The 15,238-nt window shown below is 62.7% G+C and carries 9 protein-coding genes and 2 pseudogenes; 5 read left to right on the top strand and 6 right to left on the bottom strand.

The window, feature by feature from the left end; translation table 11 throughout:
• Positions 1–90 precede the first annotated feature (90 nt).
• Positions 91–1,416, bottom strand: a complete 1,326-nt coding sequence (locus tag QRM60_RS20455) for a PAS domain-containing sensor histidine kinase (RefSeq protein WP_285446934.1) — start codon at positions 1,414–1,416, stop codon at positions 91–93.
• Positions 1,417–1,490: 74 nt separating this feature from the next.
• Here QRM60_RS20455 and QRM60_RS20450 point away from each other — a divergent pair, with 74 nt between their 5' ends.
• The gene (locus QRM60_RS20450; RefSeq protein WP_042596147.1) at positions 1,491–1,859 is read left to right on the top strand and encodes a response regulator; all 369 of its coding nucleotides are present in this window, start codon (positions 1,491–1,493) and stop codon (positions 1,857–1,859) included.
• A 524-nt stretch (positions 1,860–2,383) separates the two neighbouring features.
• On the opposite strand, the gene QRM60_RS20445 is transcribed toward QRM60_RS20450, so the two are convergent.
• The gene (locus tag QRM60_RS20445; protein ID WP_285446945.1) at positions 2,384–4,492 is read right to left on the bottom strand and encodes a methyl-accepting chemotaxis protein; all 2,109 of its coding nucleotides are present in this window, start codon (positions 4,490–4,492) and stop codon (positions 2,384–2,386) included.
• 654 nt (positions 4,493–5,146) lie between these two features.
• Positions 5,147–5,593 (bottom strand): annotated as a pseudogene (locus QRM60_RS20440) (penicillin acylase family protein); the annotation flags it as partial.
• A gap of 529 nt (positions 5,594–6,122) precedes the next feature.
• Here QRM60_RS20440 and QRM60_RS20435 point away from each other — a divergent pair.
• The 3 genes from QRM60_RS20435 to QRM60_RS20425 all read left to right on the top strand — a co-directional run bounded on the left by QRM60_RS20435 (position 6,123) and on the right by QRM60_RS20425 (position 9,021).
• Positions 6,123–6,431, top strand: coding sequence for a XapX domain-containing protein (locus tag QRM60_RS20435; protein ID WP_285446933.1), 309 nt, complete (start codon positions 6,123–6,125; stop codon positions 6,429–6,431).
• 301 nt (positions 6,432–6,732) lie between these two features.
• Positions 6,733–7,623 (top strand): glyoxalase, encoded by an 891-nt coding sequence (locus QRM60_RS20430; RefSeq protein WP_285446932.1) that lies wholly within the window; start codon positions 6,733–6,735, stop codon positions 7,621–7,623.
• A gap of 6 nt (positions 7,624–7,629) precedes the next feature.
• Complete coding sequence (locus QRM60_RS20425) at positions 7,630–9,021, top strand: alginate export family protein (protein ID WP_285446931.1); 1,392 nt, start codon at positions 7,630–7,632, stop codon at positions 9,019–9,021.
• Between the two features lie 11 nt (positions 9,022–9,032).
• On the opposite strand, the pseudogene QRM60_RS20420 reads toward QRM60_RS20425, so the two are convergent.
• Positions 9,033–10,977: pseudogene (locus tag QRM60_RS20420) on the bottom strand (M61 family peptidase).
• Between the two features lie 157 nt (positions 10,978–11,134).
• Between QRM60_RS20420 and QRM60_RS20415 the strand changes: the two are divergent.
• Complete coding sequence (locus tag QRM60_RS20415; protein WP_285446930.1) at positions 11,135–11,299, top strand: hypothetical protein; 165 nt, start codon at positions 11,135–11,137, stop codon at positions 11,297–11,299.
• 449 nt (positions 11,300–11,748) lie between these two features.
• On the opposite strand, the gene QRM60_RS20410 is transcribed toward QRM60_RS20415, so the two are convergent.
• On the bottom strand, positions 11,749–12,930 hold the full coding sequence (locus tag QRM60_RS20410) for a VWA domain-containing protein (protein WP_114998609.1): 1,182 nt from the start codon (positions 12,928–12,930) through the stop codon (positions 11,749–11,751).
• Positions 12,927–15,227, bottom strand: coding sequence for a DUF5682 family protein (locus QRM60_RS20405; RefSeq protein WP_285446929.1), 2,301 nt, complete (start codon positions 15,225–15,227; stop codon positions 12,927–12,929). Before QRM60_RS20405 ends, QRM60_RS20410 begins: the two co-directional genes overlap by 4 nt.
• Positions 15,228–15,238 lie beyond the last annotated feature (11 nt).

Here is a 15,238-nt window from a genome sequence, read left to right as displayed (position 1 = left end):
ATGTCGCTGGTCCGTCATTTCCTGCCAGGCGTGGGCGCCTTGCCCGCGAGCACTTCGTGCGCTTTGCACCATCGCTTGCGATTGCGACGGTTAGCCAGGTTGTTGGCCGCGCTGTTTCGCGGCGTCGGCGGCAAGGCACTGCGTATCCGCCGCGGGGAAGCCCAGGATGAAACGAGCGCCATGGCCCGGCTCGGAATCGACATCGATGAATCCACCGGCTTGCCGAACCGCACCGTCAACCTGGGCCAATCCCAGTCCGGTGCCCTTGCCTACCGGCTTGGTGGTGAAGTACGCATCGAACAGCCGGTCACGCACGTCAGGTGCAATGCCTTTGCCATTGTCCTGCACGGCAAGCGTGACGTATTCGCCTGCCGCACGATCGTCGGCGTCGGTGGCATCGCTCGTCGTCTGGTTGCCCAAGGTGATGCGAATGTGGCCGCTTTCCGCGCAGGCGTCGCGTGCGTTGATCACCAGGTTCAAGAGAGCGCGCTCCAACGAGTGTGCATCGGCCAGGACGAACCGCTGTGACGCTTCTTGATGTAATTCGACCGCAACGGTACTTCCCGCCGCCTGTTGCAGTAGCGGCATCAGGCGTTCTGCCAGGTCGCCCAGGTCTATGCACTCGGGGGCATACGGATGGTGGCGCGCAAACCCCAACAGGCGCTGCGCCATGATCGAGCCTTTCTGCAGCGCGCTCTGTGCCATCCCGAGAAGCTGTTTGTCCTGGCCGATGACCGAGGCGCGTGTCTGCACCATCTCGATGGCCGCGCCGGCCGTTTGCAGCACGTTGTTCAGGTCATGCACGACGCCGGCCAGGAGCTGGCCGACGGCCTCTCCTTCCTGCGCACGCTCGGCGACCGCTTCGGCCAGACGCTGCGCAGCGCGTGCGATGTCGAGCTCACCTTCGATCTCCGGCGCCGAGGCATTTCTATAGCTTTGCAGTTCCTGGTCAATCGCGTCTGCAAGCTCGCTTTGCGGGCCCAGCAGCTCGGGCTGGGTGCGCAAGCTGTCATTGAGCGTGCGCAGCGCCTGCTGCGATTGGCGCCGCTCGGTGATATCGCGATTGACCGCCAGCACCGCCTCGACATGGCCGTCTGCAGCACGTAGCGGGTTTGTCGACACCAGCCAAAAGTGCCGGTGGCCATCGTCGGTAGTGCATTCGGCTTCAAACCGCTGCGATTCGCCACGCGCCGCCGCAGCGAGTGCCTCTTCGATCCTGGGCCTGAATTCTTCCGGCCACAGCGATGCCCACTGTTTGCCGATGACGGCGTCCGCATTGCGCGCCGCGACCCTGGCCAAGCCGTGCGAGTTGACGAATACCACGCGGCCATCGAGCGAAATTTCCTTGATGGAATCCAGCGATAGCTCGACCATTTGCCGATAACGATGGTCAGGAAAGTCTTGCATTGCGTTCATAGCTTACCAGTAGATCACGCAGCCTTCATTTGCGCGACGTATTGTTGCGAGTCGATCTGAAGAAGTCCTGCCTCATGCCCGCTCCAATCGAACGGTTGATCCTTGTGGTCGACGATGATGCCGGCTTGCGCGAGATCGCCATGCTGCTGTTGGTAGACAAGGGCTACGGCGTTGTCGCCGCTGCTGATGCGCAAGAAGCACTCGAGCTAATCGATGCGCACCCTGCAATCGCGTTGCTGTTCACCGACCTTCAGATGCCCGGTCTCCTGGATGGGTATGGACTCATTGCCTACCTCCGGGCCGACGGCAATAACCTCCCGGCTATATTGACCTCGGGCCTGGGATCGTCACCGAAGGGCTTGCCGCCGCGCACGAGCTTCCTGAGCAAACCCTACACCTGCCGCAATCTCGTGCAGAACATCGAGGCGTTTGTCAGTCACTGATGCCGAAGTGCAGAGTGCTACGCCTGCTTCCATCGGCGATGTAAGCGAGGCATCTGCTGGCAGGGCACGAGCCAAGTGCACTGCCCTCAGTTAATGCGCTCGATGAGCTTGGCTGATCGACAAGCACGACCTCCACAATACGTACGTCTGCCGGTAGCGCCGCAGTGATGGGTTGTTCCGGGATCGACATGTTTACATCCATCTGATGCGATGCATGGACACAGTGCGAGTACGTGCCAAGCGCAGTTGGCCAACGTCCGTGGCGTCGCTGAGCTGCGTGCAAGAACACTAGCGTCGCATTATGCCGGCACCACCTGAATCCTCCGACACTCGGCCATGGATCGACGACCATAGACCGACGTTGCCGCAGGAGTGGATGCTTCCGTGGGGCCTTTCCGCCTACGCTGGTTTATTCGGCAACTAGCCAAGGCCGAAGTCCACAGCGCTCCCCGATGGAACGAAGAGCACCGTGCAGCGGAAAGCAGGCTGTGTGTTGCCTGCTCACCGCGTGCGGTTCGACGGCCCTAGAATTCCTGCCAGCTGCCTTCGTTGCTGGCAGTGGTGACGACGGCGCGTGGCTTGGGCGCCGGCGTACGGCCGGCAGCTGCCACTTTCGCCTTAATTGCGGGGTTTATCGCTGGGCTTGGCACATGCCGAACCGGCGCGGCCACCACCCGATTGTCTGTCTTGAACACGGCCACCGCTTCGGTGAGCTGCACCGCCTGGTCTTCCAGCGAGCGTGCAGCGGCAGTGGCTTCTTCCACCAGCGCGGCGTTCTGTTGGGTGGTCTCGTCCATCTGGGTGATGGTCTGGTTCACTTGCTCAATGCCGGCCGACTGCTCCTGCGAAGCCGCGGAGATTTCGCCCATGATGTCGGTGACGCGCTGCACGCTGGCCACCACTTCGCCCATGGTCTTGCCGGCAGTGTGCACCAGTGTGGAGCCCTGGGCCACGCGCTGCACCGAATCGTCGATGAGGTCCTTGATTTCCTTGGCGGCGCCCGAGGAGCGCTGTGCAAGCGTGCGCACTTCCGATGCGACCACGGCGAAACCGCGGCCTTGCTCACCCGCACGCGCCGCTTCCACCGCAGCGTTCAAGGCCAGGATGTTGGTCTGGAAGGCAATGCCGTCGATGACTGAGATGATGTCGGCAATCTTCTTCGACGAGGCTTCAATGCCGGTCATGGTCTCGACCACCTTGGCAACCACGTCGCCGCCTTGCGCAGCCACGCTGGCCGCACCGATGGCCAGCTGATTGGCCTGGCGCGCACCTTCGGCATTCTGCTTGACGGTGGAGGTGAGCTCTTCCATCGAGGCCGCGGTTTCTTCCAGATTGGCGGCCTGCTGTTCGGTGCGCTGCGACAGGTCCTGGTTGCCAGCCGCGATTTCGCTGGCCGCGCCCTTGATCGACACCGCCGAGGTCTTGATGCTGCCGACAATCTCGGCCAGCTGTGTGGCAGTGGCATTGGCGTCATCGCGCATCTGTGCGAACACGCCGCGGAATTCGCCACTCATGCGTGCGGTGAGGTCGCCGGCGGCGATCGACTGCAACAGGCTGGAGAGCGACTGCAGGTTGCCATCGGCGGTGGACATCAAGGTGTTGAGGCTGTCCACCATTACGCGGAAGTCGTACTGGAAGCGCTCGGCATCGCCGCGTGCGCTGAAGTCGCCGTTGGCGGCGGACTGCGCTAGATGCTTGATCTCGTGGTTCATTGCGCCGAGGTTGGTTTTTACCTGCGCCATGGTGTTGGTAAGCACAGCCTTTTCGCCGGGCAGCTTGTCCATGTCTTCGCTGAGATCGCCGACTGCGTAGCGGCCCATGATCTGTGCCAGGCGCATCATTACAGCGACATGCGAGGCGGCAAGATCATTGTTGTCACGGACGATTGTTGCGTAATCGCCAGGAAACGCGGCCTCATCCACACGGTAATTCAGCTCGCCCTGGTCATGCCTGCATTTCATCTCCAGCTGTCCCTGCGAGACCTTCTGCAGCTGCATCTGCATTTTGCTCATGCTGGCAAGAAGACGCCCGGTCTCATCGGTGCCGCTGCTGTCTACGGCAATCGACAAGTTGCCGGCAGCGATGGCATCGGCAACATTGGAAGCAACGCCAAGCCGGTTGATCAGGCGGCGCCGGATCAGCCAACCGCTGACCAACGCAACCAGTACAGCGATGCCACTACCGATGATCATCGACCAGCGGCTGCGGACCTTGGCGGCATCCAGCGCGGCGCTACGCTTGACCAATAACCCGCTCTCTTGCCCTTCGAAATCGACCAGCAGCTGACGAATCTTGCCCATCGCCGCACGTTCATGGCCGGCCTTGAACAGGGTCAACACCTCGGACATTTCCCCATTGCTTTTGCGCAGTGCAATCAACGTGTCTTCGTGGTCTTTGAATTCGTCATAGGCCGCGTGCAGGTTCTTGAGACGTTCCTGCTGGATCGGGTTGTCGGAGGTCAGGGATTTGGCCCGGGCGAACTCCTTGTCGAAGGCCAACATGCCGTTTCGATAAGGATTCAGGTTTGCATCATTGCCAGACAGCAGAAAACCGCGCGCACCCGTCTCCATGTTGACCGAGGCATTGGACATGCTGCGGCCGGTCGCAATCACTTGGTAGGTGTGGTCGTTCATGGCCACTGCGGCCGACAAGTCGGATTGTCCACGTAGCCCAACCGCCGCGACGATCAATAGCACCAGCACCACCGTGCCGAACCCCAATGCAAGTTGGGTAGAGAGACTTAGCTGTTTCATCGAGTGAGCCTTGAGCCTGTAGCGCGTGAGGAGTGGAGCTGCAAGAACGTGCTCCGACGAATAGCGTGGATTGGTGGATGCCGTAGCAATGCTGCCCTCGCCTCCTGCCAGCGGGCTACCGAGATGGGTAGCGGCGTGGCATTGGCGGACTGAAGTGGGAACGCGCAAAAAATGCCAGCGGTTTTAGCTGGCATTCTGTATTGGAGCGGCGTGGTGTGACGGGATGACCTGATTCGATGCGTTTGGCGATGGCTGCCTAACGTCAGGCAATCGGGCGCTGGCACACTTCACCCCTTCTCTGACGGTCTAGCCTTCGAAGCACGACGTAAGTGCCAAACCGCTGCACGCGCCTGCGCCAACCGCGTTCTGGCGAAGCTGTATGACGCGCCCCTGGGCCAGGGCTGCTCCCACATGCCCTGGGGCAGCTAGATCCCCGAGGGTGAACGCCCGGCGGCTAGCGTGCTCAACAGAAAGCGCCGATAGCATCAAGACTCAGCGGCACTCGCGTTCTGGCGACATCCAACCGGTACTTGCTTATCGCCGAGCAGGTATCAGGTCGACTACCTGCTCGGTCGCCGCATCAATGTCGGCGCGGGTGTAGAGCAGCGGGAAGTACTACCCCTTTAGCCACATCGGGGCGAGGTCGCGATAATGCGGGCTGTTTGGATCGCCCGACTGGCCCGGATAATTCACCGCACGCGAGTGATCCCAGTTGCCCAGGTCGATAATCAGCCGCGCCGAAGGGCCGATGGTCTGTCGAAAATCCTTGGCGTCGTAACCGGACCGGTTGGAGGTGTGCGGGCTGCCGCCTTCAAAAGGCCCGATATCCAGCAAGGCGCGGTTCGCGCCGGCGGCGGCGCTTAGTGGATGGGCAATGGCATTGCGGTGCAGCGTGCCCCATTGCCATTGGCTGCTGTCCTCGCCTTGCAGCTGGGTGAGTGCTCGGTACGCAACCTGCCGGCTATGCAGCAGAAGCTAGTCGTGCAGTGCTGTGGTTCTGACCAAAGGCCGAGCTGGGTGTTGACCGAGCTGTTGATCGAACGGTTCGGCTAGCTGGCACTGCCGTAGGAACAGGCTAGCCCGACCCCGTCGACGCCTGCCTAGGACAAGGTGATCAGTAGCACTGCGCGGTGCACTGGAGAACCACCTGCATCCCCCGATAGGGGCATTGGGCACTGCCCCGACGCGGTGTTCTGGATTCGTCGTGCAGCGCCCAGCATGGACGACACCACAGGTGTCGTGAGATGTCATGCCCTGGTGGTCCCCCATCCAGAGAGATCACGTCGATGACGTTGTCCGATTTTTCGCGCCAGAGCCACGCGCTCTTTGGCCGCACCCCGCCCCCGCCCTTCGGCAAGGTAGGCGCGTTGTTCTTCGGTAGTACAAGCCCTGCGGCACAGAGGTATGCAGCGCGTGTCGCGCGCGGATGCGGTAGCGATTGCCAGCAACGGTTGGTTGGTGCAGATGTCACGGCCAGTGTGCAGCAGGCGCTCAAGCAGGGAGATGCGTGATGAAGCCTTATCTGCTTTCACTTGGCGCCGGCCTGCTGGTCGGTGTGATCTATAGCCTGCTCAACGTGCGCTCGCCAGCACCGCCGGTCATTGCGTTGATCGGGTTGCTCGGCATCCTGGTCGGCGAGCAGTTGCCCCCACTTGTGCGTCAGCTGACGACGCGCAGCCACAGCGAAACCTCGTGGATCGGCCATCAGGTCAAGCCGCATATGTTCGGCCACCTGCCCAAGGGCGAACGTGCACCGGCGGATGTGCCTTCTGCGCCGCCATTGCCGCCGCCCAGGCGTGACAACGAGCACGACACATAAGAGTGGCCGGTGCAGTTCGATCTGATCCACACCGTGCCGCCTGCGGTTGGCTACGGCCGCCGCAGTTCTAAAAACCGCGCAAGCGCATCGGTTAACCCGCCGAGTTGTTGCAGATCCACGCAGCACGCCAGAAGGCTACTGCCCCCCCGTTCAAGCCCATCCGGCACAAGCGCTCCTGCGATGAACAGCGTGCCGACCCGCAGACAGCGCAAGAACGCGTTTTCAATGTCACCACTCGCTGCAACCGCTTCGATTGCACACCCCCGGCAAGCCGCAGCGTCCTCACCCCAAAGGAATTCCCATGCGTCCGATTCTCACCCTTAGCCTGTCCGCCGCGCTGCTACTGAGCGCGCTCACTCCGGTGCTTGCTGGTGCCGCCGCGCCGGTGTCGGTTGGCCCGCAGTACGACACCACGCACGTCTACGTTGCACCTAACGATGTGGACGCATTCGTGCGTAGCTTCACCGCCACCTTCGGCGGGAAAAGCACGCGTCAGGTGATCGCGACTGTGACGCCAACCCCCAGCAGCACCAGCTCGCAATTGGTACAGACGCCGGCAGGCACGGTGTCGTTGTTCGGGTTTCGTACGCCGGTGCCGCACCCGTTCGGCAACGAACGCACCGGCTACCTGGTCACCGACATACAGCAAGCAGTCAGCGCCGCGCGGGCGGCCGGTGCGGAAGTGCTGGTGGCGCCGTTCAAGGATCCCATTGGCATGGATGCAGTGATCGCCTGGCCGGGTGGCGTTGCCATGCAACTGTACTGGCACGACACCGCGCCGCATTACGCGCCGCTGGCCACCATCCCGGAGAACCGCGTGTATGTCTCACCTGATCGCGCCGATGCGTTCGTGAAGGCGTGGCTGCAGTTCTCGCATGGCAAGGTGCTGCGCGATGACCGCCACGCGGATGCAGCACTGATTGGCCGGCCAGGCGACACCTACCGCAGCATCGCAATCAGCTCCGGCTTCGGCGCACTGCAGGTGCTGGTGACCGACGGCCACCTGCCCTATCCGTACGGGCACGAGCTCACCGGCTACGCAGTGGACGATCTGGAAGCAACGCTTGCGCGCGCCACCGCCTCTGGTGCCAAGGTGCTGGTGCCTGCCGTGGCGGGGTCGGGCCGGCATTCGGCGATGGTGGAATTTCCCGGTGGCTATGTCGCCGAGCTGCATGCCGATGCGCACTCCTGATCGCATATGTCGTTCCGCCTGACGTTGCTGTTACTGCTGTGCCCCTGCATCGATGCGTGGGCACAGTCATCCATTGATGCGACTGCCGCACCGCCGGCGCGCCCGGCCATCAAGTCGAACCGCTGGCAGGAGAACTGGTCGCCACTTGCCGATCCCGCGCTGCGTAACCATCCGTTCGATCGGCTGAAATATGTGCCGTTTGGTGACGCTGCGTATGCATCGTTCGGCATCAACCTGCGCGAGCGCTTCGAAAGCAACCACACGCCTGCGCTGGGCATCGGCCGCGAGAGTGACAGCTATCTGTTGCATCGCCTGCAAGTGCATGCAGACCTGCGCATTGGTGCGCATTGGCAGGTGTTTACCCAGCTGGAAGACGTACGCGCCGTGGACAAACGCCGCATCGGCCCGGCCGACGCCAACCGCGCCGATCTGCGCATGGCTTTCGTCGCTTACACCACGCCACTGGGCGCGGGTGACATGAAGGTACGCGTGGGACGGCAGGAGTTTGCATTCGACCTGCAGCGTTTTGTGTCACTGCGTGATGGCCCCAATGTGCGCCAGTCCTTCGATGCGGTATGGATGAACTACGAGACCGGCCCGTGGCGCTGGATTGCCTTTGTCAGCCAGCCTGTGCAATACGCCGATGCGCGCAGTTTCGACGATGTCTCCAACCGGCATCTGCGCCTGGACACCGTGCGTGTGGAGCGCCACGTCCTGGGCACCGACGAACTGTCGCTGTATTACGCGCGCTACCAGCAGGATGACGCCAGCTTTCTCGATGCCGTTGGCGATGAGCGACGCGATATCCTCGATGTGCGCTTCGCAGGCGTGCAGCACGCACTGGACTGGGACCTGGAGGCAATGGGCCAACGCGGCAAGGTGGGCCGCAGCCGTGCGCGTGCCTGGGCGCTGGGCATCAAGGCCGGTTACACGCTACAAGACATCACACTGACGCCGCGCTTTGGGCTGCAACTCGATACCGCCTCTGGCGACCGGCGTCCCGACGACGGCCAGCTTGAAACCTTCAACCCGCTGTTCCCGAATGGCTCGTACATCACCCTGGCCGGCTACACCGGCTACACCAACCTGCTGGTGATCAAACCGATGCTCACCATCAAGCCAACCGCCCAGCTCAGCCTCACCGCGGCACTGGGTTTGCAATGGCGCCAGAGCATCGCCGATGCGGTATACGTGCAGCCGGACATTCCACTCGCCGGCACAGCAGGCACCGGCACGCACTGGACGGGCCGTTACCTGCAGTTGCGTGGTGATTGGAAGCTGAGCACGCACCTGCAGACCGCCATCGAAGCGGTCCACTACCAGGCCGGCGAGACCGTGCATGCCGCCGGTGGCCGCGACAGCAACTACATTGGCTGCGAAATGAAGTTCATGTGGTAGCGCCGTTTCCCTTAGCGCGGAGCGAGCAATGACGTCAGGTGATCCGGCTGCCCTGTGATCCTTTCCAGCCGCGGATAGCGCAAGGTTCCGCGGTAATCCAGGGTATGCATCACGCGCCGGCCATCCTGCTCGAAGGTCAGGCTGACCGGCACCTGGGCTGCATGGCGCACGGCGTCGAGCAGTCGTTGCGGTGTAAATGGTGCCTCGCCGATGGACACGAGCGTTGTCTGTGGCCCGATTCCGGCCCGGTAGGCGGGCCCATTCCAGGCGATTGCGCGCACCTTCCCGTTCGCAGATACCGATAACCCGATTGAGTACGTCAGATCGGTCACGCCGAGCTCCTGCTCGTTTTGGCGATACGTCTCTGTCGCAGTCTCGGCATAGGCCAGCCGCCATCCCTGCCGCGCGAGACCGGCGGTGGCATCGAGTTCGTCATGGCCATCCAGCCAGCGCCGCAAAAACCCTGCCCAGTCGTCGGGCGCCACCGTGTTCAACGCGTTGACCACATCGTTGAACACATACGTACGTGCCGGTGCGTTGGGCGTTGCGCCGGCAAAAAACAGCCTTGCGAACTCATCGATACCGCGGTGCCCGCCGCTGTGCTGACGTAACCGCGCGTCGATATCGAGCCAGAGCATGACCCCCTCCAGGTAATAGTCCTTGCGGCGCTGCCAGTCGCGCCACGGAACTGCCCTGCGCAGCATGAAGGCCGGGTAGTTCACATCGTCCGATAGCGGCCTCCATGTGCGTCCTGGCCGGTTGGCGATTTCTGCTGCATCGATCGCCAGCCTGTCCAGTGTCTGTTCTCGTGTGCGTAGCCCCGATCGCGCAGCAAGCACCCGCCCCCAGAACTCGGTCTGCCCTTCATATCCACAGCAGGCTGCCGCCTTGCGGGGCATTCGGCGTAGGTGCCCAGAGATCTGCGGGCGTGCGATACAGCCCGTTCCACGCATGCACGAATTCATGCGCGAAGATGTCGCGATTATTGAGCTGATTGTCCCAGTCGGAAAAATAGGCCGACGGCAGCGAAATCTCGCTGGACGCGCGATGCTCCGTGCCTCCTGCCGAGCCATCGTCCTCCATCCGCGCGTGGAAGGTGTACTGCTGAAACGGCGCCGCGCCGAACACGGTTCTGGCCTGCTCCAGCATGCGGCGCAACGCGGCGACGCGCTCGGGTGCAATGGTCAGGTCTTCGGGCCGGCGAGCGATCAGATTGAGTGAGATAGGCGGTTGCCCTGGTGCCGACAACGGCAGCTGCCGCGCGTGGCGTGCGGCATACACAGGCGTGTCGAGCAAGGTGTCGAGCGAGACCGGTGCAAACCAGATGGTGTCTTCAGAGGTATCGCGCACAGCCAGCGAACTGATCACGCGCAGGTTGGGCGGCAACGTCATGCTCGGGGCGAACGTCAGGTTGCGCGCGTACCAGCCGGCCGGATACAGGATCAGCCGCTGCCACGGCACCACCAACAGGTCAGGAGACAACACGTCGTCGGTACCCACAATCTGGAACTGCACCTCAATCATATGCGTTCCCGGCGGCACGTCCAGGTGAAAGGCATGCGGATCGAGCGTGTTACGGCGCCAGACCAGCGCCCGACCATCGGCCTGTATGGTGAGCCCGGCGAGATCGGTGACCGAGAGACTGGGGCCATGGCTTGCACTCTCCCACCGCGGATAGAGCAGCGTCATGGCACCGGCTTGCTGGACCGGAATGCGCTCGCGGATGACGAACAGCTGATGTGCGATATCGACCTGCTCGACATCGAGCGAAATCGTGCCGGCGAATGGCTGGTCCACCGGTGGTGCAATCGTCGGAACGTCCAAGGTCTGGACCGGGAGCGTTGTTGCATGCGCTGCGATCGTGGAGACGGCGATCAGACAGAGCGCGAGAGAACACCATTGCCACACGCGCCGGCAAGCGAACGCTGCTGGAACCGTATCGGCGCGTCCTTGCATGCATGAGGAAACTCCAAGGAGCGCCCGCCGCAGTGCTGCGCTGGTTGCAGTGGCTTGCTGTTCTGTTCGCTTGCGCCGTGCATCCAGCCAAGGCGTCAAGCGTGCGGCAGTGGCCATCGCCTGCGTATGCGCGGCTTGTTTGTGGTCGATCAATTGCATGCGTGCCAGCACCGTCTTTGTCTTCGTCGAAGGCCATCGTGTCCGGCGCGCCTGTCTCGACGGTGCTGCCAGCAGCGCATTATCTCTTGAACGATTTGCCGGTGCGTTGCCTACCCATGCGCGCGTTGCAGAAGTTGCTGCAGATTTCCGACAAGCGGGCTGAAGCAGCCGCGATAGAAAGCCGGGCGTGTATCTCTGCATCCAGAAAGCCCGCGGACGAAAACCCCTCGAGCGTGGACCAGTACGCGTTTTTATTCATCAGCAATTTGCCACACAGGGCTGGGAGCTCCAGCGCATTCTGGATGCGATGAACGCGCCAGCGGCCACATGGCGCAATACGAGCGCGTGATGCCCCACGCGTCGACGAATGCAGAACATTCCCAAGCTGGTGCTGCGGCTGCTCTGGCTACACACGCGCTGCGGCCTCGCACTCCCACGGGCCGCCATGCGGGTGGCGAGCACGCCTGCACTCAAAGCATTCGTCAGTAACCGCTTCGCGCCTGACTCACAGGCCATCGCGCTGGCGGGCTATGAGCACCGCTGGAACATCAGCACAGGCGTCGCCGCAGCTTCCTCGCTACTGCACTGTGCTTGCCACACCATGTGCACACTTTATCGTGTTGTCAGCAGACCCTGCCCGCCGGCCCATAGATTGATATCGTCACGGCGGATGGCGGCCGCCATCAAACCGGGAAACGCGTCCGGCGTGCAGGCAAACGACGGCACGCCTAATGCCGCCAGCTTCCCGGCAAGTGCGCGATCGTAAGACGGCGTGCCTTCGTCGCTGAGCGCCAGCAGCACGATGAACTGTACGCCGGCTTCCAGCAACTCGCGTGCGCGGGCCAGCAGGTTGTTTTCGACACCTCCCTCATAAAGATCGGAGATCAATACCAGAATGGCGTTGTGGGGTTCACGAATGATGCTCTGGCAGTAGCTCACCGCGCGGTGAATATCAGTGCCTCCCCCCAGTTGCACCCCGAACAACAGGTCCACCGGGTCGTCCAACTGTTCGCTCATGTCCACGACTTCGGTGTCGAATACCACCAGTCGTGTGGCCACTGCCGGCAACGAAGCCATCACTGCGCCGAAGATGCTCGAATACACCACCGAGGCCGCCATCGAACCGCTCTGGTCGATACATAGCAAAACTTCCCGCTGCGGCTTTTTTGCCTTGCGGCCATAGCCCACCAGTTCCTGCGGCACCACGGTGCGCAATTCCGGCTGCCAATGGCGCAAGTTGCTGCGAATGGTGCGGTGCCAGTCGATTTCGGCCAGGCGCGGGCGGCGATTGCGGCGGGCGCGATCCAGCGCACCGGTCACGGCAGAGCGCATGGGCTCTTCGAGTTGGCGCAGCAAGTTGTCCACCACCTGGCGGACGACCATACGCGCGGTGTCCTTGGTCTGTGCAGGGATCACACGGCTTAGCCCGATCAGGCTGGCGACCATATGCACGTCTGGCTGCACCTGCTCCAGCATTTCCTTTTCCAGCAGCATTTGGGTGAGGTCCAGCCGCTGCAGTGCGTCACGCTGCATCACCTGCACCACCGACGACGGGAAGTATTGCCGGATGTCCCCCAGCCAGCGAGCCACATTCGGAGATGAAGCCCCGCGTCCGCCGCGGCGGCCCAGGCCGCCAATGCCATCCGGTTCGTACAGCGCGGCAAGGGCCTGGTCGATGCCTTGCAACTGCTTGGGCAGCGCGCCGCAGCTGCGATCGGCTTCCTGCCCCAGGATCAGACGCCAGCGCTGTTCGCGCGAGATAGGAGCATCCAGTGCATCGGTGTTTTCGGTCATGCGGGCAACCCCAATAGTTCACGCAGCATCGGCAACGCGCGTTCGGCGCGGGCCACGTTCCAGTCCGGTGCCGCAACCACAACCGTGTCCTCTGCCGGGGCCTGCTTGACCCGCACGCCCAGAGCACGCCGGTCGGCGTTCTCGAAGGCCGCAAAGGTACGCCGTACCAATGGCAGCACCCGAACCAGCTGCACCTCGTCCAGTCCGATCACCCAGGCGTCGATCATCTGCCAAACCGCATCGTCGTGCAGCAACACGGTGGCATTGCGGTTGAGAAAGCCATCCAGCCACTGTGCGGCTTGCAGCGGCTCGGCGCCTTGCGAGAGCTGCTGTTGCAACTGTGTGTGCACTGTGTCGGTCTGCACGGCAGTGGTGTCAAACAACAATCGCAATGCAACCCCACGCAGTAGTGCGCTACACGCTGGCGACAGCGCAATACGTTGCAATGCGTGCTGCCATGTGCCGCTGCAGCTTGTGTCACTACGTAGGCCGATGGCGCGGTCAGCATCCAGCACCACGGTGCGGGCATGTTCGGCGCGGGCTTCGTCCAGGCTGACGAGCGCGAGTGTCAGGCCGATCGCCGCGCGTTCCAGCATGCTGTCGAACAAGTGCACTACATGCACGCCCTCGGTCTGGCGAACATTTCCGTAGCGGAGAATGTTGGCCAATGGTGGCAGCGCGCCGAGTAGTGCCAGCGGGTCCGCATCTGTTGCTGCGCGGGCTTCCAGTTCAGCGGTAAGCGCATGCACTGCCTGCGGCAGATCCGCAAGCAATACCTGATCCACTAATGCGGAAAGATCTGCCAGCGCCTTGGTACTGCGCGCCTGCACCAAAGCCATGCTAGACGCAGCGTCCAGCAGGGTTTGTCCGTGGCGGCTGGCTTCCACCAGATCCACCTGAAAGTGCGGCTGCCACGCCAACTGCCAGATTTCGTGGAAGGTGCCACGTGCCGAATGTCCGGTACGCGCCAGCCTTCCCCATTCAATGCCAATCAAGCGCAGGCGATGCAGCAGGTGGCTACGTGCCAGGTCGTTTTCTTTGCGCAGGTCCAGATCAAGCGTCTTTTCCAGTGCCTCAGGTTTCAGACGCAGGCGTTTCTGATGTGCCTCCAGGTCGCGCTGCAGTGGCACGACGGGCACGCTGGCGGGCACTTGGCCCAGTGCGTCGCCCACCATGAGGTGCTCGCGGATAAGCCGCATGGGCGCGTCATCACCATTGCAAATCACTGCGCGGCTGGCTTCGGCAATGTCTTCCAGGCCGGGCGCGGGATGGCCACGAAATGCCGCCAGAGTGTCGGCCAGGCGTGTGGCCTCGATGAGGTGGGCCGAGGAGCAATCCAACCCGTGTTCGCGCAGCATTCGCCCCACGCGCGCGTACCAACCCACGGTGCGCTGATTGCGAGCACCGGCGTTGCGCCACAGATGGTCGTACCAGCCAGGTGCCTCCACGCCGGCACCGTAGCCGCTTTCGACACTGAGATGACGGTAGGTCCATGGCACCCAGGTGCTCTGGGTCTTGCGCCTGGGCATGCCTTTGAGCAGGCGGTTGTCTGCGGCGGCACTATTGGCGCGCAACGCCCCCGGCTGAAGCGCCGGCACATGCCACGCACCGCACACCACGGCGACGCGGGCGAATTCATTGCCTGCGCTGCGTACCACGCTACGCATATGCGCTTCACGCATGGCTTCGTGCTCACCACGTACTCCGGGATAGTCCGGTGTGTGCTCGCGCACGGCCGTCATTGCCTCGGCGATAGCAGCGAACAGATCTTGTCCGTCTCCCCGTTCCTCCACCATGTGATTCCACCAGGACTCGCCATCGGCGTGGCCGGCCGCTCGCGCAAGCCAATCCAGTGGATCGGCCGGACGTACGTCGCTGGCTTCTTCGGCGGCAGGTTCAACATCCACTTGGTGCTGCAACTGAACGTGCTCTTCCCTCGCCGGCGTCTGACGGCTCGCGCGGGCCTGTGATTGCCGTTCCAGCGTTAATGCAGGGGGCACATCCATAAAGCGCAGAGTGGCGCCATGACGCAGCGCCCAGCGCATGGCCTGCCATTCCGGCGAGTACATCGCATACGGATGGAAGACTGCCAGCTGTGGATCGTCCACACTGTAGGACAGCAATGCGACCGGCGGCTGCATGCCCTCTTCCAGCACGTGCGATAACAGCGCCTCCGTGCCCGCCGGCCCCTCGATCAACACACAGTCTGGCTGGAGTGTCTCAAGGGCAGCCAACAGGCTGCGCGCACAGCCGGGGCCGTGGTGGCGAATGCCGAACAGGGAGATGTTTTCCGTCATGGGTGCAGCCT

Source organism: Xanthomonas sp. fls2-241-TYG-148, from assembly GCF_030208815.1.
GTDB classification, from domain to species: Bacteria; Pseudomonadota; Gammaproteobacteria; order Xanthomonadales; family Xanthomonadaceae; genus Xanthomonas; species Xanthomonas campestris.
This window is presented reverse-complemented; position numbering and strand designations above follow the sequence as displayed.